At 59.6% G+C, this 22,056-nt stretch carries 21 protein-coding genes; 5 read left to right on the forward strand and 16 right to left on the reverse strand.

The window, feature by feature from the left end; translation table 11 throughout:
• Nucleotides 1–96: 96 nt before the first annotated feature.
• The 8 genes from ruvB to NN484_RS15075 all read right to left on the reverse strand — a co-directional run bounded on the left by ruvB (nt 97) and on the right by NN484_RS15075 (nt 6,666).
• Nucleotides 97–1,158 (reverse strand): Holliday junction branch migration DNA helicase RuvB, encoded by a 1,062-nt coding sequence (ruvB, locus tag NN484_RS15040; protein ID WP_064588910.1) that lies wholly within the window; start codon nt 1,156–1,158, stop codon nt 97–99.
• A complete protein-coding gene (ruvA, locus tag NN484_RS15045; RefSeq protein WP_025112788.1) occupies nt 1,159–1,767 on the reverse strand; it encodes a Holliday junction branch migration protein RuvA in 609 nt (202 codons plus the stop codon).
• A 114-nt stretch (nt 1,768–1,881) separates the two neighbouring features.
• The gene (gene ruvC, locus NN484_RS15050) at nt 1,882–2,409 is read right to left on the reverse strand and encodes a crossover junction endodeoxyribonuclease RuvC (protein ID WP_103303956.1); all 528 of its coding nucleotides are present in this window, start codon (nt 2,407–2,409) and stop codon (nt 1,882–1,884) included.
• Between the two features lie 157 nt (nt 2,410–2,566).
• Entirely contained in the window at nt 2,567–3,313 is a 747-nt protein-coding gene (locus tag NN484_RS15055; RefSeq protein ID WP_085709622.1) for a YebC/PmpR family DNA-binding transcriptional regulator, read from the reverse strand.
• A gap of 127 nt (nt 3,314–3,440) precedes the next feature.
• Nucleotides 3,441–5,216: an aspartate--tRNA ligase gene (gene aspS, locus NN484_RS15060; RefSeq protein WP_127648392.1), complete on the reverse strand. Its 1,776-nt coding sequence runs from the start codon at nt 5,214–5,216 to the stop codon at nt 3,441–3,443.
• Between the two features lie 100 nt (nt 5,217–5,316).
• Nucleotides 5,317–5,538, reverse strand: coding sequence for an FmdB family zinc ribbon protein (locus tag NN484_RS15065; RefSeq protein WP_025112785.1), 222 nt, complete (start codon nt 5,536–5,538; stop codon nt 5,317–5,319).
• Between the two features lie 133 nt (nt 5,539–5,671).
• Complete coding sequence (locus NN484_RS15070; protein ID WP_215502745.1) at nt 5,672–6,007, reverse strand: ribbon-helix-helix domain-containing protein; 336 nt, start codon at nt 6,005–6,007, stop codon at nt 5,672–5,674.
• 188 nt (nt 6,008–6,195) lie between these two features.
• Entirely contained in the window at nt 6,196–6,666 is a 471-nt protein-coding gene (locus tag NN484_RS15075; protein ID WP_003227537.1) for a Dps family protein, read from the reverse strand.
• Between the two features lie 310 nt (nt 6,667–6,976).
• On the opposite strand from NN484_RS15075, the gene NN484_RS15080 reads away from it, so the two are divergent.
• Nucleotides 6,977–7,579, forward strand: a complete 603-nt coding sequence (locus NN484_RS15080) for a cold-shock protein (protein WP_025112782.1) — start codon at nt 6,977–6,979, stop codon at nt 7,577–7,579.
• A 72-nt stretch (nt 7,580–7,651) separates the two neighbouring features.
• Here the strand turns inward: NN484_RS15080 and NN484_RS15085 are convergent, their stop codons facing one another.
• Together NN484_RS15085 and NN484_RS15090 are read right to left on the reverse strand one after the other, a co-directional pair.
• Complete coding sequence (locus NN484_RS15085) at nt 7,652–7,858, reverse strand: SlyX family protein (protein ID WP_064588916.1); 207 nt, start codon at nt 7,856–7,858, stop codon at nt 7,652–7,654.
• Between the two features lie 3 nt (nt 7,859–7,861).
• Complete coding sequence (locus tag NN484_RS15090) at nt 7,862–8,287, reverse strand: HIT family protein (RefSeq protein ID WP_127648390.1); 426 nt, start codon at nt 8,285–8,287, stop codon at nt 7,862–7,864.
• Nucleotides 8,288–9,192: 905 nt separating this feature from the next.
• Here NN484_RS15090 and NN484_RS15095 point away from each other — a divergent pair.
• Nucleotides 9,193–10,542 carry an OprD family porin gene (locus NN484_RS15095; RefSeq protein WP_127648389.1) on the forward strand — a complete coding sequence of 450 codons (1,350 nt, stop codon included), beginning with the start codon at nt 9,193–9,195 and terminating at the stop codon, nt 10,540–10,542.
• A 118-nt stretch (nt 10,543–10,660) separates the two neighbouring features.
• Here the strand turns inward: NN484_RS15095 and NN484_RS15100 are convergent, their stop codons facing one another.
• Nucleotides 10,661–11,503 (reverse strand): mechanosensitive ion channel family protein, encoded by an 843-nt coding sequence (locus tag NN484_RS15100; protein ID WP_215502743.1) that lies wholly within the window; start codon nt 11,501–11,503, stop codon nt 10,661–10,663.
• A 148-nt stretch (nt 11,504–11,651) separates the two neighbouring features.
• Complete coding sequence (locus tag NN484_RS15105) at nt 11,652–12,137, reverse strand: YajQ family cyclic di-GMP-binding protein (protein WP_003227548.1); 486 nt, start codon at nt 12,135–12,137, stop codon at nt 11,652–11,654.
• 140 nt (nt 12,138–12,277) lie between these two features.
• Between NN484_RS15105 and NN484_RS15110 the strand changes: the two genes are divergently transcribed.
• The 3 genes from NN484_RS15110 to NN484_RS15120 are packed head-to-tail and all read left to right on the forward strand — an operon-like array spanning nt 12,278 to nt 15,865.
• The gene (locus tag NN484_RS15110; protein WP_274657412.1) at nt 12,278–13,195 is read left to right on the forward strand and encodes a putative 2-dehydropantoate 2-reductase; all 918 of its coding nucleotides are present in this window, start codon (nt 12,278–12,280) and stop codon (nt 13,193–13,195) included.
• 45 nt (nt 13,196–13,240) lie between these two features.
• A complete protein-coding gene (locus tag NN484_RS15115; protein ID WP_127648386.1) occupies nt 13,241–15,277 on the forward strand; it encodes a sensor histidine kinase in 2,037 nt (678 codons plus the stop codon).
• Between the two features lie 3 nt (nt 15,278–15,280).
• Entirely contained in the window at nt 15,281–15,865 is a 585-nt protein-coding gene (locus NN484_RS15120) for a cob(I)yrinic acid a,c-diamide adenosyltransferase (RefSeq protein WP_274657413.1), read from the forward strand.
• A 113-nt stretch (nt 15,866–15,978) separates the two neighbouring features.
• On the opposite strand, the gene NN484_RS15125 is transcribed toward NN484_RS15120, so the two are convergent.
• The 4 genes from NN484_RS15125 to secA form a co-directional block, all read right to left on the reverse strand.
• On the reverse strand, nt 15,979–16,926 hold the full coding sequence (locus tag NN484_RS15125) for a Nudix family hydrolase (protein WP_215502740.1): 948 nt from the start codon (nt 16,924–16,926) through the stop codon (nt 15,979–15,981).
• The gene (locus NN484_RS15130) at nt 16,923–17,555 is read right to left on the reverse strand and encodes a glutathione S-transferase family protein (protein ID WP_127648383.1); all 633 of its coding nucleotides are present in this window, start codon (nt 17,553–17,555) and stop codon (nt 16,923–16,925) included. The genes NN484_RS15125 and NN484_RS15130 overlap by 4 nt, the downstream gene beginning before the upstream one ends.
• Before the next feature lie 181 nt (nt 17,556–17,736).
• The gene (gene argJ, locus NN484_RS15135; protein WP_047296069.1) at nt 17,737–18,954 is read right to left on the reverse strand and encodes a bifunctional glutamate N-acetyltransferase/amino-acid acetyltransferase ArgJ; all 1,218 of its coding nucleotides are present in this window, start codon (nt 18,952–18,954) and stop codon (nt 17,737–17,739) included.
• A 134-nt stretch (nt 18,955–19,088) separates the two neighbouring features.
• Complete coding sequence (gene secA / locus NN484_RS15140) at nt 19,089–21,824, reverse strand: preprotein translocase subunit SecA (protein WP_127648381.1); 2,736 nt, start codon at nt 21,822–21,824, stop codon at nt 19,089–19,091.
• Nucleotides 21,825–22,056: the final 232 nt, after the last annotated feature.

Raw genomic sequence — 22,056 nt, forward strand, 5'->3', positions numbered from 1 at the left:
CAGCCAGGCAACTGTTTTTCATTGTTCAAAGGCTTTACCGCAAAAGTACCGTCCTGTGACAGTACAAACGCTGAATAAATCGAGAATAAATGTGTGCTAATCGTCTACCGCATCGAGAAACTCGTCTACCACAGGCATCTCGCCCATTCGTGACGGAATGTTTAAACCGAAATGCAGGTAGGCATGCCGCGTCACCACCCTGCCCCGTGGCGTGCGCATGATGTAGCCCTGCTGAATCAGATACGGCTCCAGCACGTCTTCAATGGTGTGGCGTTCTTCACTGATCGCCGCCGCCAGGCTGTCGATGCCCACCGGGCCGCCGTCGAATTTCTCGATCATGGTCAGCAGCAGGCGCCGGTCCTGATGATCGAAGCCATGTTCGTCGACATCCAGCAGGTTCAACGCCAGATCGGCCACGGCCTTGGTGATGTGCCCCTTGGCCCGGACTTCAGCGAAATCGCGTACCCGACGCAGCAGACGGTTGGCAATCCGTGGCGTACCACGGGCGCGGCGAGCCACCTCAAAGGCGCCCTCCGGATCCAGCGGCAGGCCGAGAATGTTCGCCGAGCGACTGACAATCGTCGACAGGTCAGCGGTGTTGTAGAACTCAAGACGCTGGACGATACCGAAGCGGTCACGCAACGGGTTGGTCAGCATGCCGGCGCGGGTGGTGGCGCCGACGAGGGTGAACGGTGGCAGATCCAGCTTGATCGACCGCGCCGCCGGCCCTTCGCCGATCATGATGTCGAGCTGAAAGTCTTCCATCGCCGGGTATAGCACTTCTTCCACGATCGGCGACAGGCGATGGATTTCATCGATGAACAGCACGTCGTGCGGCTCAAGATTGGTCAGCAACGCCGCCAGATCACCCGGACGCTCAAGCACCGGGCCGGAGGTGCTCTTGATCGACACGCCCATTTCCTGGGCAATGATGTTGGCCAGGGTGGTTTTACCCAACCCCGGCGGGCCGAAAATCAGCGTGTGGTCGAGAGATTCGTTACGGCCACGGGCGGCCTGGATGAACAGCTCCATCTGCTCGCGGACTGTCGGCTGGCCAATGTAGTCGGCCAGGCTGACGGGGCGAATGGCCCGATCCTGGACTTCTTCGCGCTCGCGCGGACTGTGCGCGGCGGCGATCAGACGATCAGCTTCAATCACTTAAATCATTCCCTTCAGGGCGCGGCGGATCATGTCTTCACTGCTCAGGTTCTTGTCCTTGATGGCGGAAATTGCCTTGCTCGCTTCCTGCGGCTTGTAGCCCAGGGAAATCAGCGCGCTGACCGCATCGTTTTCGGCGGTGTTGACCGGCGCCGGACCGTCCGGCTGGTTCGGCACCAGGGCGAACATCGCCGGCACGGTTTCCCAGGCCTTGAAGCGGTCTTTCAGTTCGACCAGCAGACGCTCGGCGGTTTTCTTGCCGACACCCGGGACTTTGGTCAGTGCCGAAGTGTCCTGGGATTGCACGCAGCGGATCAGCTCATCGACTTCCAGGCTCGACATCAGGGCCAGGGCCAGTTTCGGCCCGACACCATTGAGACGGATCAACTCACGAAAAAAGTCTCGCTCACGCTTGCCGGCAAAGCCATAGAGTAACTGCGCGTCTTCGCGTACGACCAAATGGGTATGCAGCGTCAGCGGTTCACCGACCGACGGCAGGCGATAAAGAGTGGTCATGGGCACTTCCAGCTCATACCCGAGGCCGTTTACATCCAGAATCAGGTGCGGCGGCTGTTTCTCAGCCAGGGTGCCGCGCAAGCGTCCAATCACGTTTCAGATCCTTGAGCGTTGACCAGCCGGGGGCTGGCGACAAAACGGAATACGGATTCGGGCCGACGACCCAGGCACAGAATCCGTATACCGGAAAATTGATTGCTGATGCTATCAGAGACGCAGGCGCCCGCCACGACTGCGTGCGGTACCCAGACCATGCGGCAACAGACTGGAACGGGTGTGCGCATGACAAATGGCGATTGCCAGCGCATCCGAAGCATCGATTTGCGGCTTGCTGGTCAGCTTCAGCATGTGCATGACCATCATCTGCACTTGTTCCTTGTTGGCCGCACCGGTACCAACCACGGCTTGCTTGACCTGGGTTGCGGTGTATTCGGCAATCTCCAGGCACTCTTCAGCCCCCGCCACAATAGCAGCCCCACGGGCCTGCCCAAGCTTCAGTGCGGAATCGGCGTTTTTCGCCATGAACACCTTTTCGATGCCCATGGTCACCGGGCCATAGGTCTGAATGATTTCACGCACGCCGCGATAGACGATTTGCAGCCGCTCATGCAGCTCGCCGGCGCCGGTACGGATGCAGCCCGAGGCCACGTAGATGCAGCCGCCGCGTCCGGTATCGCGAACAACCCCGTAACCGGTGATGCGCGAGCCGGGGTCGATACCCAAAATTAAAGTCATAACGCCTGCAGAAGTTGATGCGAAAGCTGAGGGTACATGTAGGAGCTGCCGAAGGCTGCGATCTTTTGATCTTTTAAAAGCAAAAAGATCGCAGCCTTCGATAGCTCCTACAGGTGAAGTGTAGAGCCATCAAAAACTGCGACCTTTCTATTTTGCATCAACCGAGCTGAGCGGCCACGTCTTCCGGAATATCCGCATTGGAGTAGACGTTCTGCACGTCATCCAGATCCTCGAGCATGTCGATCAGCTTGAGCACCTTCTCCGCGCCTTCCAGATCCAGCTCGGCGCTGGTGGTCGGCTGCATGACGATTTCCGCGTCATCGCCCTTGAACCCGGCCGCTTCCAGCGCGTTGCGCACGGCATAGAAACTGGTGAACGAGGTGAATACGTCGATCGAGCCGTCTTCATGGGTCACCACGTCGTCGGCATCGGCTTCCAGCGCCGCTTCGGTCAGGGCGTCTTCGTCAACGCCCGGGGCGAAGCTGATCTGGCCCTTGCGTTCGAACAGGTAGGCCACCGAGCCGTCGGTGCCCAGGTTACCACCGCACTTGCTGAACGCATGGCGTACGGCTGCAGCGGTACGGTTGCGGTTGTCGGTCATGCACTCGACCATCACCGCCACGCCGCCCGGGCCGTAACCTTCGTAGGTCAGTTCTTCAACGTTGTCCGCTTCGGTCGCACCGGCGCCGCGTGCCACGGCGCGATCGATGATGTCGCGGCTCATGTTGGCCCCGAGCGCCTTGTCCAGGGCCAGGCGCAGGCGCGGGTTGGAACCCGGATCGCCGCCGCCCTGACGGGCCGCAACAGTCAGTTCACGGATCCACTTGGTGAAGATCTTGCCTCTCTTGGCATCCTGACGTTCTTTGCGGTGCTTGATGTTCGCCCACTTGGAATGACCTGCCATAACTCGCTCCGAATTCTCTTGAAACGTTGCCCGCCCTGCTCATGCAGCGGCCAGCACACAAAAAATCTCGACCTGCTCTCTATAGATAGAAAAAAGGCGCATCCGAAGATGCGCCTTCAGGCCCGTCTTACTCAGCCTTTGGCGTTTCGCGCAAACGAATGTGCAGCTCGCGCAGTGCCTTGGCATCCACCACACCCGGGGCTTGCGTCATCACGTCCGCAGCACTCTGGGTTTTCGGGAAGGCGATCACTTCACGGATCGACTGGGCGCCGGTCATCAGCATCACCAGACGGTCCAGACCGAAGGCCAGACCACCGTGCGGCGGTGCACCGTACTTCAGCGCGTCGAGCAGGAAGCCGAATTTCTCTTCCTGTTCCGCTTCATTGATACCCAGCAGACGGAAGACCGACTGTTGCATTTCCTTGCGGTGGATACGGATCGAACCGCCACCGAGTTCGGTGCCGTTCAGCACCATGTCGTAAGCGCGCGACAGAGCGCCGGCCGGGTTGGCCTCGAGCTCTTGCGGGGTGCACTTCGGCGCGGTGAACGGGTGGTGCAGTGCGGAGAAGCTGCCGTCGTCGTTTTCTTCGAACATCGGGAAGTCGACGACCCACATTGGCGCCCACTTGCAGGTCAGCAGGTCGAGGTCGTGGCCGAGCTTGATACGCAGCGCGCCCAGGGCTTCGCTGACGATCTTGGCCTTGTCGGCGCCGAAGAACACGATGTCGCCGTCAACCGCGCCAACGCGATCGAGGATCACGTTCAGGTTGGCTTCAGGGATGTTTTTCACGATCGGCGATTGCAGACCTTCAACACCGGCAGCACGCTCGTTGACCTTGATGTACGCCAGGCCCTTGGCACCGTAGATGCCGACGAACTTGGTGTAGTCGTCGATCTGCTTGCGCGGCATGCTCGCCCCGCCTGGAACGCGCAGAGCGGCGATACGGCATTTCGGGTCGTTGGCCGGGCCGCTGAACACCTTGAATTCAACTTCTTTGAGTTGGTCGGCAACGTCAACCAGTTCCAGCGGGTTACGCAGGTCCGGCTTGTCGGAACCGTAGCGACGCATGGCTTCTTCGAAAGTCATGTGCGGGAATTCGCCGAATTCCAGATCCAGCACTTCCTTGAACAGGTTGCGGATCATGCCTTCGGTCAGGCCCATGATGTCTTTTTCGTCGAGGAAGCTGGTCTCGATGTCGATCTGAGTGAACTCAGGCTGACGGTCGGCACGCAGGTCTTCGTCGCGGAAGCACTTGGCAATCTGGTAGTAACGGTCGAAGCCGGCGACCATCAGCAGTTGCTTGAACAGCTGAGGCGATTGCGGCAGGGCGAAGAACGAACCGGCGTGAGTACGGCTCGGCACCAGGTAGTCACGGGCGCCTTCCGGGGTCGCGCGGGTCAGGATCGGCGTTTCCACGTCGAGGAAGCCGTTCTCGTCGAGGTAGCGACGGATGCTGGTGGTCATGCGCGAACGCAGACGCAGCTTTTCGGCCATTTCCGGACGACGCAGGTCCAGGAAGCGATAGCGCAGACGGGTTTCTTCGCCGACGTCGGAGTATTCGTTGAGCGGGAACGGCGGGGTTTCCGCCTCGTTCAGCACTTCCAGCTCGTAGCCCAGCACTTCGATCATGCCCGACGCCATGTTGGCGTTGGTGGCACCGGCCGGACGCAGACGTACCTTGCCGGTGATCTTCACCACGTACTCGCTGCGCACGCGATCGGCGGCGGCGAAGCTCTCGGCGCGATCCGGGTCGAACACCACCTGAGCCAGACCATCACGATCACGGATATCGAGGAAAATCACCCCGCCGTGGTCGCGACGACGGTGAACCCATCCGCAAAGGGTAATTTCCTGGCCTTCCAGGCTTTCGTTCAGTTGGCCGCAATAATGGCTGCGCATCATGGTAGTGGTTTCGCTTCTCGTAATTCGAAATTCGGTGGAGATCCCGTCGCCATCAAGCATTGCGGAATCTCACGCGTGTCGTTCGACCTGGGCCTGAACCCTAGTCAGATTTGTCGCCACCGGCCAGATTCTTCTTGGCTCCGGTCTTGAAATCGGTTTCGTACCAACCGCTGCCGCTGAGGCGAAAACCCGGCATGGACAGCTGTTTCCTGAGCTCTGGCGCCTGACAGGCAGGGCAGTCGACCAGCGGTGCCTCGCTGATCTTTTGAATGGCTTCCAACTGATGACCACAGGAAGCACATTGGTAATCGTACATCGGCATGGGGGTGTCTCGGCGATCAGATTGCCACCGCGCGCAGGGCTTTGCGGCGAAAGAGCGGGATTATATCCATTAAATGCGGGCTGTGCAGCCGTAAGACTGCACAGCCCGCTTCGTCGTTTCAAGTATCGCCCGTTCAGGGCATGACGGCCGACGGGGTATCCCGCAGGCCATTCATCACGCACACCACCCGCACCAGACCGCTGAAGTTTTTCACCCCGCCGTGGCGCAGGTGCACTTCGCGGTCCACATGGGACAGCAGCGTATTGATAGAACAGCCATTGTGCTCGGCCATTCCCCCGAGAATGTTCCAGTAAACTTGCTCGAGCCTCAAGCAGGTTGCAAAGCCGTTCAAACGTACCGACCGGGCTAACGGCCGGATCAGCTCGAAGTCAAAATCCCTGACAAACGGGTCGACCTTCATTTCCTGTCGCGAACCGAGCGGCTCGCTTCGCCTGTCTCCACCTACCATATCGCTGACACTCCTTTGCCATCTCTGGTTGTTATAAAGGCAACATCCTGTGCCTTCATAAAAACGCAGACGCAAAGTTAGCGCCAGATGACTAGTTGCCCATCTGCGTAGGATAAGCCGACATCATTGGTAAGATTTGAAACAGTACGCGGACATCCACCACCCCGGGACGTCCGCGCACCTGGCGATCAGGTCTCCAGCAACGCGCGCAGCATCCAGGCGGTCTTCTCATGCACTTGCATGCGCTGGGTCAGCAGGTCGGCCGTCGGCTCGTCGCTGACCTTGTCCAGCAGCGGGAAGATGCCACGCGCAGTCCGCGTCACCGCCTCCTGCCCCTCGACCAATTGCTTGATCATGTCTTCGGCACTTGGCACCCCCACCTCTTCCTTGATGGAGGAAAGACGGGCGTAAGTGGCGTAGGCACCCGGCGCCGGAAAGCCCAGGGCGCGAATACGTTCAGCGATCAGATCCACGGCCAGCGCCAGTTCGTTGTACTGCTCTTCGAACATCAGATGCAGGGTCCTGAACATGGGACCGGTGACGTTCCAGTGGAAGTTATGGGTTTTCAGATACAGCACGTAGGTGTCCGACAGCAGCCGCGACAGCCCCTCGACGATGGACTTGCGGTCTTCTTCACTGATACCGATATCGATTGCCATGTTGACCCCCTAAGGCGATTGAATTCATCCAGCAGGTGCAGACCCACTCTAGCAAGGCAACCGCCACCTCGCAGCCCGCAATCGGCGCGCGCGGTGCGACAAATCGACCGGGCAGGTGCCGCTGGCCGGGGTGATTTGAGTAGCCGCAGGCTTTGCTGTTAAATAGGCGGCGTGTCGCTACGCCCCATTTTTCGGGGGTGTGGCGCATAGGCTGATGCCGGGCACGTGTCCAACGCCTCTTTATTGTTCCGAAGCGAACCGTGCGCCTTCAGCTCTTCCTTGTGAGCCGTCATAACGTGAGCCAATCAAAATGTTGAAAATCGTCCACCTGCTAATGGGCGCAGCGGCCTTGCTGCTGTCGTTCATACCCAGCTTGAAATCCGAAGCCGTTCCTTACCTGCAACAACCCGATGCACTTTACCTGGCCTTTTTCGGCCTGCTGAACCTGGTCATCGCTCCAGTGATCCCTTACTGGAACAAAGGCCCGCGCCAGCATCTGCAAAATCTGGTCAGCGCTCTTCTCGTGCTGACTGTCGTCCTGCAAACCCTGACCCTCATCGCACCGATGCCGGTCATCGCCGGTCAACCGGCCGTGTTGTTCAGCCTGGTGATTGCCCTGGTTGCCGTGGTCCTGCACCTGGCCGTCAGCTTCTACAAGTCTTCACCGGCTGCCGCACCTGTCAGCTATGACATGAGCAACCGCGATACCGGGACCGTCAAGTGGTTCAACACCTCCAAAGGCTTCGGCTTTATTTCCCGGGATTCCGGTGATGATATTTTCGTGCACTTCCGTGCAATCCGTGGCGAAGGCCACCGCGTCCTGGTCGAAGGCCAGCGCGTAGAGTTCTCGGTAATGAACCGGGACAAAGGCCTGCAAGCCGAGGATGTGATCGCCGCCCTGCCGCGTCGCTGATCCAAGGCAATAAAAAACCGCGAACAGCCAGACTGTTCGCGGTTTTTTTATGCCTGCGCAAAAGGCTCGATATCAATAATGGGGCGGCGGCGCCTCTTCCTCGAAAGAGTCGAACTGCCCGACCATCTCTTCCTGACGCTTGAGCAATGCTGCCATTTGCAGTTGCAGGCGCTCGATCACGCGCTGTTGCGCTACCAGCTCGTCGTTCAACGCCTGAATGGTGTCGTCCTGGAAGGCCAGACGGCTTTCCAGATCGGTAACGCGCGCTTCAAGGCTCATGACTCACCCCTCCAGAAACGTGAAATGTTCGGTCAGCACCAGACGCAACCGTTCGCGAATCGCCGTTACCTGCTCGGCACTGTAGGGCTTGGCCGGGTGCTTGCCCCAGACCGGTGCTGGCCATGCGGCGTCGTCACGCTTGCGCACGATCACGTGCATATGCAATTGGCTGACGACGTTACCCAGAGTCGCGACGTTCAGCTTGTCGGCGTCGAACAAGTCCTTGAGCAACTCGGCCAGCGCGGTCGTTTCCTGCCAGAGCTGTTGCTGGTCGGCGACATCCAACTGAAACAACTCACTGATATCGTCGCGTCGTGGTACCAGGATGAACCACGGGTAATTGGCATCGTTGGACAGCAGCAGCCGACACAGGGGGAAGTCGCCGATGGTCAGGGTGTCCTGTTGAAGTCGTGAATCTAAAGCAAACACTGCGTGCACTCCCGGCTGATCGACATAATTCAGCTTAGCGGCCATCCCGACGGGCAACGCACCAAGCGACAGGCAGGCAGCATACCTGCGAATGCGCCGGGCTTCACGGTGACAGTGCCCACTCAGGCCAGCACCGCACTGACAAGAGACATTGACACGGAGCGTGCACCATCCCTGAGCCAGCACTGCCCTCGAACACCAGCAAATGCCCGAAACAGCCTGATATACCCGACAACAGACGTACCCAAGCTGTATGAATCCAGTACAGCCTGTAAATTTTTTGCACCAAAACCGCACAGTGCGTCTACGCTCAGTGCGTCGGGCATCCGCCAAATACTCACTGACGGGGTGAACCGGTAACGTTTTTGGTGGTCACGCCCCAACGCGAACGTGACAACACTATGCAAGGGAGTGCGTCAACCCCCTGATACAAAAGGGCTTGAACACCCGTTTTCACGAGGTTTTCACGGGGTTTTCACGAGCACAGGCGGGTGTTCAGAAAAATAAACGTAGCGACCCTGCACTTTGTGCACGCTTGTTGCATTGATATACACATGATCTATAAGCGCACCACGGGAAGTGGCAGCTTGAGATCAATCAAATACGGTGGCAGGGTTGCCCCAATGGAGATTCAAGTGTTTTGCCAGGGACTCTTTTTTACCGATGCGGAAAGGCCCGAAAACAGCGATAAAGTTGTCAGCCCGGCTGCATGGGTACTGTGAATTTGCGACATCAACCCAGCTGTTTGCGACGTCGTCGTAAAGATCATGAAAGGTTGTATGCGCAAGTATCGCCAACATTGTCGGCGTGATATAAGTTTGCGCCGACACAAAAAGAAAGAGCCGCCCAGATAATAAAACAGGTGGGACGGCAGTACTCTTCTAAAACCAAAGGAGCAAATCACGATGCGCGTGATGAAGTGGAGCACAATCGCACTGGCAGTTGCAGCAGCAGCCAGCACTCAGTTGGCTACGGCCGCCCCGTTTGTAGATGACCAGGCAGAAGCCAAAGGTTTTGTTGAAGGCGCGAAACTTACCGAGACGTTGAAGAACTACTACTTCAACCGCGACAACAAGAACGGTGGCCACGACCAGAAAGACTGGACCCAGGGCTTCCTCGGTAACTTCACTTCCGGTTACACCCAAGGCACCGTAGGCGTCGGTATCGATGCATTCGGTTACCTGGCGGTCAAACTGGATGGCGGTGATGGTACTTCCGGCACCGGCAACATGAGCCGTAGCGACACCGTCAAGGCTAACGGTTATGCCCACGACGTTAACGACAGCCAAGGCAAAGCCGGCGCAGCCATTAAGTTCCGCATCTCCAAAACCGAGCTGAAATTCGGCGACATGCAGCCAAGCACAGCACCGGTATTCGCTGTTGGCGGCTCCCGTATCCTTCCGCAAACTGCCACTGGCTTCCAGTTGCAGAGCAGCGAAGTCAAAGACCTTGACCTCGAAGCCGGTCACTTCTACTCGGCTACCAGCCAGGACAAAAACGCCCGTGATGGCGGCCTTTACGCCACCTACGCTGGTGTTGAAGCCAAAAACATCGACTACTTCGGTGGTAAATACGGCATCACTGACAACCTGACTGCATCGCTGTACGGCGCCAAGCTGGAAGACATCTGGAACCAGTACTACGCCAACGTGAACCTCACCACCCCGTTTGGTGGTGATACTTCGCTGAACACCGACTTCAACATCTACCGCACCACCGATACCGGCAGCGCCAAAGCGGGCGACATCAGCAACACCGCCTTCTCGCTGGCAACCGCCCTGTCGTTCCTGAAGGCACACACCTTCACACTGGGCTTCCAGAAGGTCAACGGCGACACCCCGTTCGACTACATCGGCGTGGGCAAGAACAACCGTGGTGGCGACTCGATCTTCCTCGCCAACTCTATCCAGTACTCTGACTTCAACGCTCCAGGCGAGAAATCCCTGCAAGCCCGTTACGACCTGAAAATGGCCGAGTACGGCGTTCCAGGTCTGAGCTTCATGGTTCGTTACGTTAAAGGTTGGGATATCGACGGTACCCACACCCCAGCGGGTAGCGCTTACACCGGTCTTTACGGTGAAGACGGCAAACACCACGAAACCAACTTCGAAGCCAAGTACGTTGTTCAGTCTGGCCCAGCGAAAGATCTGTCGTTCCGTATCCGTCAAGCCTGGCACGTTGCTAACGCTGACGAAGGTGAAGGCGACGTTAAAGAGTTCCGTCTGATCACCGAATACCCACTGAACATCCTGTAATTGTCAGTGGTTAGTTTGGAAGCATAAAAAAAGGCCCATCTTCGGATGGGCCTTTTTTATTGCCTGTCACTTGTCATAAATGCCTGACCAACAAGTCAGACATTTAATTAGCAACCTATCATTGTGTTACCGATTCCTGAACCACACGAATCACGCGCTGTGGAAACGGAATATCAATACCGGCAGTCTTCAAACGATCGCGCGACTGTTCGTTAAACATGAACAGCACATCCCAGTAGTCTGCAGTTTTAACCCAGACACGCAGGGAAACAGTGATCGAACTGTCACCGAGGGTAGAAATCACCGCTTGGGGTGCAGGGTCCTGCAACACGCGCTCATCCTTGGCCAGATCCAGCAGCACCTGACGGGCCTTCTGCAGATCCGCTTCGTAATCCACACCCACATCGAACACCACCTTGCGGGTTGGCTGACGGTTGGTGTTGGTGATGATGCCATTCGACAAATTACCGTTCGGCACGATGATGGTCTTGTTGTCACCGGTACGCAGCACGGTGTGGAAAATCTGGATGCTGTCGACAGTACCCGACACGCCTTGCGCTTCGATCCAGTCACCGATACGGAACGGACGGAACAGCAGAATCAGCACGCCGCCGGCGAAGTTCGCCAGGCTACCTTGCAACGCCAGACCGATGGCCAGGCCGGCCGCACCGATCGCGGCCACGAACGAGGTGGTTTCCACACCGATCATCGAGGCCACGCTGACGATCAGCAGCACCTTGAGAATGATGTTCGCCAGGCTGCTAATGAACCCCTGCAGTGCCAGGTCGGCATTGCGCAGGGCCAGCAGACCGCCGAGTTTTTGCGTGACCTTGTTGATCAGCCACCAGCCGATCGCCAGCGTAATCACCGCCAGCAGCACACGGCTGCCGTATTCCATAATCATCGGAATCCACGCCTGGGATGCCTTGACCAGGTTGTCTACCTCAGCATTCAAATCCATATTCCATCTCCTGATTTCCGGCTACCCGGGCTATATGCAAATAAAAGTGGGAGCGAGCCTGCTCGCGAAAACGCCGTGTCATTGAGCAATGAGATATGACACACCGCTTTCGCGAGCAGGCTCGCTCCCACAGGTCATCCGACCAGACTTAGTCGCGGAAGTTGTTGAACTGCAGTGGCATGCCGAATTCCTTGGCGCGCAGGGCCGCGATGGCTTCCTGCAGGTCATCGCGCTTCTTGCCGGTCACACGGACCTGCTCGCCCTGGATGGCGGCCTGCACCTTGAGCTTGGCGTCCTTGATGTGAGCGACGATCTTTTTCGCCAGCTCCTTGTCGATGCCTTCCTTGAGGATGGCGTCCTGCTTCATCAGCTTGCCCGAGGCGTAAGCGTCTTTTACTTCAAGGCACTGCACATCGATCTTGCGCTTGGTCAGAGCCAGCTTCAGGATCTCGATCATCGCTTCCAGCTGGAACCCGGCTTCAGCGGTCAGGTTGACGGTCAGGTCCTTTTCCTTGAACTCGAAGCTGCCTTTGCCTTTCAGGTCATAGCGACGATCGAGTTCCTTCACGGCGTTCTCGACCGCGTTGGTCAGCTCGTGTTTGTCCAGTTCGGATACCACGTCGAACGACGGCATGTAATCTCTCCAATAAAAAGGCGCGCTCGATCAGGATGGAGCGCGCTTGGCTTGCGGTTAAAATCCGGCTCATTATAACGGGTCTTTTCCCACCGATACGGCGAGCCTTGCATGCCAGTACCTTACCGAGTGAAAAACTGATGTCCACCCCTTGGCACGTTCTCGGCGCCGGCAGCCTCGGCACCCTGTGGGCCACGCGCCTGGCCCGGGCCGGTCTGCCGGTGCGGCTGATCGTGCGCGATGCCAAGCGTTTGCGTGGCTATCAGGCGGCCGGCGGCCTGACCCTGGTCGAGCACGGCGCAGTCAACACCTACGCCGTCCCCGCACAAACGGCGGACGATCCGGAGCCGATCCGCCGCCTGCTGGTCGCCTGCAAAGCCTATGACGCCGAAAGCGCCGTCGCCCGCCTCGTCCCGCGTCTGACTGCCGATGCCGAGCTGATCCTGCTGCAGAACGGCCTCGGCAGTCAGGACGCCGTCGCAGCCTTGGTACCGCAGGCACGTTGCATCAGCGCTTCCAGCACCGAAGGCGCCTTCCGCGACGGCGACTGGCGCGTGGTGTTTGCCGGCCACGGTTTCACCTGGCTGGGCGATGCGGGGCACCCGGTAGCGCCGATCTGGCTGGACGATTTGCAAGCGGCGCACATCCCCCACGAATGGAGCACCGACATCCTCACCCGGTTGTGGCGCAAACTGGCGCTCAATTGCGCGATCAACCCGCTGACCGTGCTCCACGATTGCCGCAACGGCGGGCTTGAGCAGCATCAATGCGAAGTCGCCACGCTGTGCAGTGAGCTGGCCGAGCTGCTGGAGCGCTGCGGCCAACCGGCAGCAGCCGTCAACCTGCAACAGGAAGTCGAACGGGTGATCCACGCCACGGCGGCCAATTACTCCTCGATGTATCAGGACGTGGCGAACCGGCGCCGCACTGAAATCAGCTACCTGTTGGGGCACGCCTGCAAAGTCGCCACGCGCCATCAGTTGAATCTTCCCCACCTCAATCGATTGCAGCAGCGCCTGGTCGCCCATCTGCGCAGCCTTGGATTGCCCAGCGACTGAGCAGCGGCTACGCTGCCCACTTGTTCCTCTGCTGCGATAAACCTGATGCCATTGCGCCAGCGCCTTGAAAACCTGCCGGTCGGCCAGAAACTGCTGGCCGCCCTGCTGGTGTTGTTGACCACTGTTCTGCTGGTCGCCAACCTGACCTTTATCAGCGCCGCCTATTACATCTCCCAGGAAAGCATGGCGCCGCAGGCCCTGCAGACCATCGGCCGACTGATCTCCAACCCGAGCCTGGTCTCGCAAGCCCTGGAATCGCCGCAAAGCGCCGAACGCCTGCTCAAGGAACTCGACAGCTATTCGCCGCTGCGTGCGGCAGCGCTGTATAACGGCCAGGGGGAGCGGATCGCCCAGGTGCAGCGTGGCGACAAGCTCAATCTGCCGGAACGCTATCGACACGTCGAAGCCTGGCAACTCACCGAGTTTCGCAGCAATCAGCTGATCACCCTGCCCCGCCCGGGTACCGAACCAGGGCATCTGCTGCTGGTGGCCAGCAGTGAACTGCCGATGGCGTTCTACACCGGCACGCTGACCGCCAGCCTCGGCATCCTGATTTTCAGTGTGCTGCTGTGGCTGGTGATTGCCCGGCAGATCAAACGCCTGATCACCCGCCCGATCCATGAGCTGGAAGAACTCTCGCGTCAGGTCACTCGCGAAGAGAACTACGCCCTGCGCGCCTCGCGGGGCAACCACGACGAAATCGGCAGCCTCGCCGAAGCGTTCAACACCATGCTCTCGCGCATCGAAGCCCGCGAACAGCAGCTCAAGCGCGCCCGTGATGACTCGCAAGCCGCCTATGACCAGGCTCAGGGTCTGGCGGAAGAAACCCGCCACACCAACCGCAAACTGGAGCTGGAAGTCCAGGTGCGCAGCAAGATCGAGAAGAAGCTCACCGGATTCCAGAACTACCTCAACAGCATCATCGACTCCATGCCCTCGGCGCTGATCGCCCTCGACGAGCAGCTCTACGTGACCCAGTGGAATCAGGAGGCCAGCGCCCTCTCCGGGACACGCCTGGATGAAGCGCTGAACCAGCCGATCTTCCTCGCCTTCGAACCGCTCAAACCGTTCCTGCCGCAACTCAAGCAGACCGTGGAACAACACACGGTGGCGAAGATCGAGCGGGTGACCTGGCTCAAGGATGACGAACCCAAGCATTACGCCCTGACCTTCTACCCGCTGATGGGCGGCGCCGGGCGCGGTGTGGTGATCCGGATAGACGACATCACCCAGCGCCTGTCGCTGGAGGAAATGATGGTGCAATCGGAAAAAATGCTCTCGGTCGGCGGCCTCGCCGCCGGCATGGCCCATGAGATCAACAACCCGCTGGGCGCGATCCTGCACAACGTGCAGAACATTCGTCGGCGACTGTCGCCGGACCTGCCGAAAAACCTCGAAACCGCCGAGCAGCTCGGCATCGAGCTGGACACGGTCAACCGTTACCTGCAAAGCCGCGAAGTGCCGAAACTGCTCGATGGCATTCAGCAGGCCGGTGCCCGCGCAGCCAAAATCGTCACCCACATGCTCAGCTTCAGCCGGCGCAGCACCCGGCAAATGGCGCCCTGCGATCTGCCGGCGCTGATCGATCAGGCGGTGGAAATTGCCGGCAACGACTTCGACCTGGCGATCGGTTTCGACTTCAAGGGCCAGGCGATCATCCGTCAGTTCGACCCGGCGCTCGGCCCTGTGCCGGGTACCGCCAACGAACTGGAGCAAGTGCTGCTCAACCTGCTGAAAAACGCCGCGCAAGCCATTCACCAACGCGAAGACGACAGCGAGCCGGGACGGATCATTCTGCGCACCAAACTCAACCCGCCATGGGCCGAGATTCAGGTCGAGGACAACGGCATCGGCATGAGCGAGAACGTGCGCAAACGCACCTTCGAACCGTTCTTCACCACCAAGGAAATCGGTCAGGGCACGGGCCTTGGGCTGTCGGTGTCGTACTTCATCATCACCAACAACCACAAAGGGCAGATGGAAGTGCAGTCCGCGCCGGGCCAAGGCACCTGCTTCACGCTGCGCCTGCCACTGACGCAACCGGCGGCCATCGCCGCCGAAACCAATCAACTACCGAGGTAACCCATGGGCTTTCGCTTGTCGAAGATTTACACCCGCACCGGCGACAAAGGCGAAACCGGCCTGGGCGATGGCCGCCGCGTGCCCAAGGACCACCCGCGAATCGAAGCCATTGGCGAAGTCGACACGCTGAACAGTCAGGTCGGTGTGCTGCTGGCCGGTTTGATCGCCGAGCGTGAGGCTTTTCCGGGATTGAATGAACTGATCGAAGTGCTCGCCCCTTGTCAGCATCGCTTGTTCGATCTGGGCGGTGAGCTGGCAATGCCGGAATATCAGGCGCTGAACACGGCAGAAATCGAACGCTTGGAAGCGGCGATCGACGTGTGGAACGAGGAACTGGGGCCGCTGGAGAATTTCATTCTGCCCGGTGGCTCAATGCTGATTGCCCAGGCCCATGTGTGCCGCAGCCTGGCGCGCAGTGCCGAGCGCCGTTGTCAGCATTTGAACGCGATCGAGCCGTTGGCCGGGGTTGGCCTGGCGTATATCAATCGGTTGTCGGATTTGCTGTTTGTTGCAGCGCGGTTGATTGCGCGGCGGCAGGGGATTGCGGAAATTCTGTGGCTGCCGGCGGCGAAACCTTCAGATAAGTAGTGCCTGACAGGACGCCTTCGCGAGCAGGCTCACTCCTACAGTTGACCGCATTCCGTCAGATAGAACGCGGTTAATGGCAGGAGTGAGCCTGCTCGCGATGAGGCCGGTAGCCGTTAAACAGAATCAGGCCAGAACGCCCGAATCCCCGCCACACCCTGAGCCCCAACGCCCCAGGCCTTGTCCCGCTCCGCCGGGCCTACCCCGCCGAGCAGGAACACCGGCTTGCTGAAGCCCTCGATCAACGTCGATGCCTGCTCCCAGCCCAACGGCTGCGCGTCCGGATGCGTCAGCGTCGGCTGCACCGGCGACAGCGTGACGAAATCCACGCCCATCTGCTCCGCCAACGCCAATTCCTCAGCGTTATGGCACGAAGCCGCCAGCCAGCGCTCCGCCGGCAATGGCCGCCCCGCTTCGGCGTATTTGCGCAATTGCGCGGCGGTGATGTGCCAGCCGGCAGACGGGAAATCGCCGAGCCATTCGAACGGTCCCTTGATCATCAACTGCGCCTTGCCGGCACACAGACCTGCCGCATCCACCGCCAGATCACGGTATTTGGGGTCATAGCCGTTCGGCGCGCGCAGCTGGATCAACTTGATCCCGCCGGCAATCGCCTTCTGGATGCCGCGCAGCAAGGCTGGTGCTTCCAGATCTTCAGGTGTGATCAGGTATTCGCCGGGCAAACGCGCCGCCGCAACGATCGGCTGGTTGGCGGCCGGAAACTCGTAACGGGTCAGTTCTTTCGCGCTAACCCAGGCCAATGGCTGGCCTTCGGCGCCGTGCGGTTCACCGCTGAAGCTCGACACTTCCCAGACATCCAGCAACACCTGCTTGTCCGGGTAATCGTGACGCACCTTGATCAGCGGGCGAGCAGCGCCAACGACGATGCCCAACTCTTCGTGCAGCTCGCGAGCCAATGCGCGTTCGACTGATTCGTCAGCCTCGACCTTGCCGCCGGGAAACTCCCACAGGCCACCCTGATGCTGGGTGTCGGCACGGCGGGCGATCAGGATCTTGCCACTGTCGTCACGGATGACGGCGGCGGCGACGTGTACGCGTTTCACGGGGTCAACTCCTCCAGTCCAGCCTTTTGCCACGCCTTGAAGGCGGGCCATTGGTAGATGGTTTCAACATAAGCTTGATCGACGGCCGGCAACGGTACCTGATAGGTACGCAGACGCACGGCAATCGGCGCGAAGAACGCATCGGCCAGGCTCACCCGGCCAAACAGATAGGGCCCGGGCTCGGTGGCAGCGGTACGGCATTCAGCCCACAGTGCGAGCATGCGCTCGATATCGACCTTCACCTCCGGCGGCACCGGGTTGAGCGGTGCGTCGTGGCTCAGGTTGAACGGCATGTGATTGCGCATGGCGAAAAAGCCACTGTGCATCTGCGCGCAGGCGGAACGGGCCTGGGCGCGAGCAAAAAGATCGCTAGGCCAAAGCTGTTCGGACGGGAACTGTTCGGCGAGGTATTCGGCAATCGCCAGAGAATCGGCAATGGTGCCGCGGGACGTTTGCAGCAACGGCACCTTGGCGGTCGGCGAATGCTTGAGCAGCCGCTCGCGGGTGTCGGGCTTGCCGAGCGTGATCAGCTCTTCGGTATAGGGTGCGCCGGTCAGCTCGACGGCCAGTGCGGCACGCAGCGACCAGGAGGAAAGCAGTTTGTCGCCGATGATCAGGTGCAGGGACATGGTGTGGCGCCTTTTCGTCAGTGGAAAGCTTCAAGACTTTTGGTGTCAATACCTGCGCCTTCGCGGGCAAGCCCGCTCCCACAGGGTTTCGAGGTGTACTCAGAATTGGAATTACACACCGACCACTGTGGGAGCGGGCTCGCCCGCGAAGAGGCCGGCAGCCCACCCTCACCCTTTTGGATCAGGTGCGGTACTCGGCGTTGATCTTCACGTATTCATGCGACAGGTCGGTGGTCCAGATGGTTTCGCTGCAATCGCCGCGACCCAACTCAATGCGGATGGTGATTTCTTCCTGCTGCATCACCGCCGAGCCCTGTGCTTCAGTGTAGGTCTCGGCACGGGCGCCACGGCTGGCGATGCACACGTCGCCGAGGAACACGTCGATCTTGCTCACGTCCAGGTTCGGCACGCCGGCACGGCCGACAGCGGCCAGGATACGGCCCCAGTTCGGGTCGGAGGCGAACAATGCCGTCTTGATCAGCGGCGAGTGCGCCACGGTGTAGCCGACATCCAGGCATTCCTGATGGTTGCCGCCACCGTTGACTTCAACGGTGACGAACTTGGTCGCGCCTTCGCCGTCACGCACGATGGCCTGGGCCACGTCCATGCACACTTCGAACACCGCTTGCTTGAGTTTGGCGAACAGCTCGCCTTCAGCGCGGGTGATTTCCGGCAGGGCTGCCTTGCCGGTGGCGATCAACATGCAGCAGTCGTTGGTCGAGGTGTCGCCGTCGATGGTGATGCGGTTGAACGACTTGTTGGCGCCGTCGAGCATCAGGTTATGCAGCACGTCGCGGGAGACTTTGGCGTCGGTGGCGATGTAACCGAGCATGGTCGCCATGTTCGGACGGATCATGCCCGCGCCTTTGCTGATGCCGGTGACGGTGATGGTCACGCCGTCATGCTGGAACTGGCGGCTGGCACCCTTGGGCAGGGTGTCGGTGGTCATGATGCCGGTGGCGGCGGCTTCCCAGTTGTTTTCCGACAGATCGTCCAGCGCCGCTTGCAGTGCGCCTTCGATCTTCTCGACCGGCAGTGGCTCACCGATCACGCCGGTGGAGTACGGCAGGATCTGGCTGGCGTCGACGCCCGTCAGTTCGGCCAGTTTCGCGGTGGTGCGCTCGGCAGCGGCCAGGCCCGGCTCACCGGTACCGGCGTTGGCGTTGCCGGTGTTGGTCAGCAGATAACGCACAGCGTTCTGCACGCGTTTTTTCGCCAGGATCACCGGCGCGGCACAGAAGGCGTTCAACGTGAAGACACCGGCCACGGTCGAACCTTCGGCACAGCGCATCACTACCACATCCTTGCGCCCGGGGCGCTTGATGCCGGCCGAGGCGATACCGAGTTCAAAACCGGCAACCGGGTGCAACGTTGGCAAAGGACCAAGACCAACAGCCATGAATGCGCTCCTTACTCAATGATGTCAGCACCGCGCTCCTACTTTTACGACCAGAAGGCGGTGGATTAAATGGCAAAACGCCGCGACGGCAGGAGCCGGTCGCGGCGCGGGTATTTCAGCGATTGAAACGGGGTTTACTGGATCTGCCCGTGGCAATGCTTGAATTTCTTGCCCGAACCGCAGTAGCACAATTCGTTGCGGCCCAGCTTCTGCTCGTTGCGAACCGGCGCGGCGGCGAGGGCTACATCGACCTCTTCACCCAGTGCTTCCGGCTGCTCCAGACCTGGGGCCTCGGCGTGTTCGAACTGCATGCGGGCGGCCAGTGCTTCGGCTTCCTCACGCAGGCGTTGCTCTTCGGCTTCAGGATCTTCGCGGCGCACCTGAACGTGCGACAGCACACGGATCGAGTCGCGCTTGATCGAATCCAGCAGTTCGGAGAACAGCGTGAACGACTCGCGCTTGTATTCCTGCTTCGGGTTCTTCTGGGCGTAGCCACGCAGGTGGATACCGTGACGCAGGTGATCCATGGTCGACAGGTGGTCTTTCCACAGGTCATCCAGTACGCGCAGAACGATTTGTTTCTCGAAGGAGCGCAGTGCTTCGGCACCGGCCTGGTCTTCTTTCTCGTTGTACGCCGCCATCAGCTCGACCATCAGCTTCTCGCGCAGGGTCTCTTCGTACAGGTGATCGTCTTCGTCGAGCCATTGCTGGATCGGCAGCTTCACCCCGAAGTCGCTCGCCAGCGAAGCTTCCAGACCGGCCACGTCCCACTGCTCTGGCAGCGATTGCGGCGGAATGTGTGCGCTGACGGTGGCGTTGAGCACGTCCTGACGGAAGTCGGCGATGGTTTCACCGATGTTGTCCGCGGCCAGCAACGTGTTACGCATGTGATAGATCACTTTACGCTGTTCGTTGTTGACGTCGTCGAACTCGAGCAGTTGCTTGCGAATGTCGAAGTTGCGACCTTCCACCTTGCGCTGCGCCTTCTCGATCGCGTTGGTCACCATGCGGTGCTCGATCGCTTCGCCCGGCTGCATGCCCAGGGCTTTCATGAAGTTCTTCACCCGATCAGAGGCAAAGATGCGCATCAGGCTGTCTTCCAGCGACAGGTAGAAGCGGCTGGAACCGGCATCGCCCTGACGGCCGGCACGGCCACGCAGCTGGTTGTCGATACGACGCGATTCGTGACGCTCGGACGCGATCACCTGCAGACCGCCGGACTCCAGCACTTGCTGGTGACGCTTCTGCCAGTCGGCCTTGATCTGGGCGATCTGCTCGGGGCTCGGGTTTTCCAGCGCCGCGACTTCCACTTCCCAGTTGCCGCCCAGCAGGATGTCGGTACCGCGACCGGCCATGTTGGTGGCGATGGTCAGGGCGCCCGGACGACCGGCCTGCGCAATGATTTCAGCTTCTTTTTCGTGGAACTTGGCGTTCAGGACCTTGTGCTCGATGCCTTCCTTGTTGAGCAGGTTGGAAACGTGCTCGGAAGTCTCGATGGTCGCAGTACCCACCAGGATCGGACGGCCCTGGGCCATGCCTTCCTTGATGTCGTTGATGATCGCCGCGTATTTCTCTTCGGCGGTCAGGAACACCAGGTCGTTGTAGTCTTTACGCGCCAACGGCTTGTTCGGCGGAATGACCATGACCTGCAGGCCATAGATCTGGTGGAATTCGAACGCTTCGGTGTCCGCGGTACCGGTCATGCCGGACAGCTTGGTGTACAGACGGAAGTAGTTCTGGAACGTGGTCGAGGCCAGGGTCTGGCTCTCGGCCTGGATGTTCAGACCTTCCTTGGCTTCGATGGCCTGGTGCAGGCCTTCGGACAGACGGCGGCCCGGCATGGTACGACCGGTGTGCTCGTCGACCAGGACGACCTGACCGTCCTGCACGATGTATTCGACGTTGCGGTGGAACAGCTTGTGCGCACGCAGCCCCGAATAGACGTGGGTCAGCAGGCCCAGGTTATGTGCCGAGTACAGGCTCTCGCCTTCGGCCAGCAGGCCGACGCCGGTGAGCATTTCTTCGATGTACTGGTGACCGGCTTCGTTGAGCTCGACCTGACGGGTCTTCTCGTCGATGGTGTAGTGACCGGCCTTGGTGACCTCGCCTTCGACTTCTTCCACATGCAGTTCCAGCTGCGGGATCAGTTTGTTGATCTCCATGTACAGCTTGGAACTGTCCTCGGCCTGACCGGAAATGATCAGCGGGGTACGGGCTTCGTCGATGAGGATGGAGTCGACTTCGTCGATCACGGCAAAATTGAGTTCGCGCTGGAATTTCTCTTCCATGCTGAACGCCATGTTGTCGCGCAGGTAGTCGAACCCGAATTCGTTGTTGGTGCCGTAGGTGATGTCGGCAGCATAGGCGGCGCGCTTCTCTTCCGGCGGCTGGAACGGCGTCACGACGCCGACGGTCAGGCCGAGGAATTCGTAGAGCGGGCGCATCCAGTTGGCGTCACGGCGGGCCAGGTAGTCGTTCACGGTTACAACGTGCACGCCCTTGCCGGACAGCGCGTTGAGGTAAACGCCCAGGGTTGCCACGAGGGTTTTACCCTCACCGGTACGCATTTCGGCAATCATGCCTTCATGCAAGGTCATGCCGCCGATCAACTGAACGTCGAAGTGGCGCATGCCCATGACACGCTTGCCGGCTTCACGGGCGACCGCGAAGGCTTCAGGCAACAGCTTGTCGAGGGATTCCCCTTTGGCGATACGGGCCTTGAACTCGTTGGTCTTGGCACGCAATTGATCGTCCGAAAGGGCCACCATTTGCTCTTCGAAGGCATTGACGAGCTGCACCGTCTTGAGCATGCGTTTGACTTCACGCTCGTTCTTGCTTCCAAAAAGTTTCTTTAACAAAGGCGCAAACATATCGGCAGGATCTTCCACACTAAAGGGATGGAGGGCGGCCCCGTGAGTCGCCCGTGCAGCCCTCATGGCCGCATGCGAACGAGCATTCTACCCGGAAACGGTGGTGAGGAAAGTGGCGATCTTCCACGATGCTGGCACTGCGCTTTGACGGGGCTCACTTAAAATAGGGGCGTTTTGCTCAACTTCAACCCATGCAGGAAAGAAGTTAGTCGTTGATTTAATGGGTAAAGCA

This window comes from Pseudomonas serboccidentalis (genome assembly GCF_028830055.1).
GTDB classification, from domain to species: Bacteria; Pseudomonadota; Gammaproteobacteria; order Pseudomonadales; family Pseudomonadaceae; genus Aquipseudomonas; species Aquipseudomonas serboccidentalis.

Bases quoted from the DNA above. Each gene is read 5' to 3' on its own strand.
- ruvC (WP_103303956.1), bottom strand. From the start codon at position 2,409: ATGACTTTAATTTTGGGTATCGACCCCGGCTCGCGCATCACCGGTTAC.
- NN484_RS15055 (WP_085709622.1), bottom strand. From the start codon at position 3,313: ATGGCAGGTCATTCCAAGTGGGCGAACATCAAGCACCGCAAAGAACGT.
- aspS (WP_127648392.1), bottom strand. From the start codon at position 5,216: ATGATGCGCAGCCATTATTGCGGCCAACTGAACGAAAGCCTGGAAGGC.
- NN484_RS15065 (WP_025112785.1), bottom strand. From the start codon at position 5,538: ATGCCGATGTACGATTACCAATGTGCTTCCTGTGGTCATCAGTTGGAA.
- NN484_RS15070 (WP_215502745.1), bottom strand. From the start codon at position 6,007: ATGGTAGGTGGAGACAGGCGAAGCGAGCCGCTCGGTTCGCGACAGGAA.
- NN484_RS15075 (WP_003227537.1), bottom strand. From the start codon at position 6,666: ATGGCAATCGATATCGGTATCAGTGAAGAAGACCGCAAGTCCATCGTC.
- NN484_RS15080 (WP_025112782.1), top strand. From the start codon at position 6,977: ATGTTGAAAATCGTCCACCTGCTAATGGGCGCAGCGGCCTTGCTGCTG.
- NN484_RS15085 (WP_064588916.1), bottom strand. From the start codon at position 7,858: ATGAGCCTTGAAGCGCGCGTTACCGATCTGGAAAGCCGTCTGGCCTTC.
- NN484_RS15095 (WP_127648389.1), top strand. From the start codon at position 9,193: ATGCGCGTGATGAAGTGGAGCACAATCGCACTGGCAGTTGCAGCAGCA.
- NN484_RS15100 (WP_215502743.1), bottom strand. From the start codon at position 11,503: ATGGATTTGAATGCTGAGGTAGACAACCTGGTCAAGGCATCCCAGGCG.
- NN484_RS15105 (WP_003227548.1), bottom strand. From the start codon at position 12,137: ATGCCGTCGTTCGACGTGGTATCCGAACTGGACAAACACGAGCTGACC.
- NN484_RS15110 (WP_274657412.1), top strand. From the start codon at position 12,278: ATGTCCACCCCTTGGCACGTTCTCGGCGCCGGCAGCCTCGGCACCCTG.
- NN484_RS15115 (WP_127648386.1), top strand. From the start codon at position 13,241: ATGCCATTGCGCCAGCGCCTTGAAAACCTGCCGGTCGGCCAGAAACTG.
- NN484_RS15120 (WP_274657413.1), top strand. From the start codon at position 15,281: ATGGGCTTTCGCTTGTCGAAGATTTACACCCGCACCGGCGACAAAGGC.
- NN484_RS15130 (WP_127648383.1), bottom strand. From the start codon at position 17,555: ATGTCCCTGCACCTGATCATCGGCGACAAACTGCTTTCCTCCTGGTCG.
- argJ (WP_047296069.1), bottom strand. From the start codon at position 18,954: ATGGCTGTTGGTCTTGGTCCTTTGCCAACGTTGCACCCGGTTGCCGGT.
- secA (WP_127648381.1), bottom strand. From the start codon at position 21,824: ATGTTTGCGCCTTTGTTAAAGAAACTTTTTGGAAGCAAGAACGAGCGT.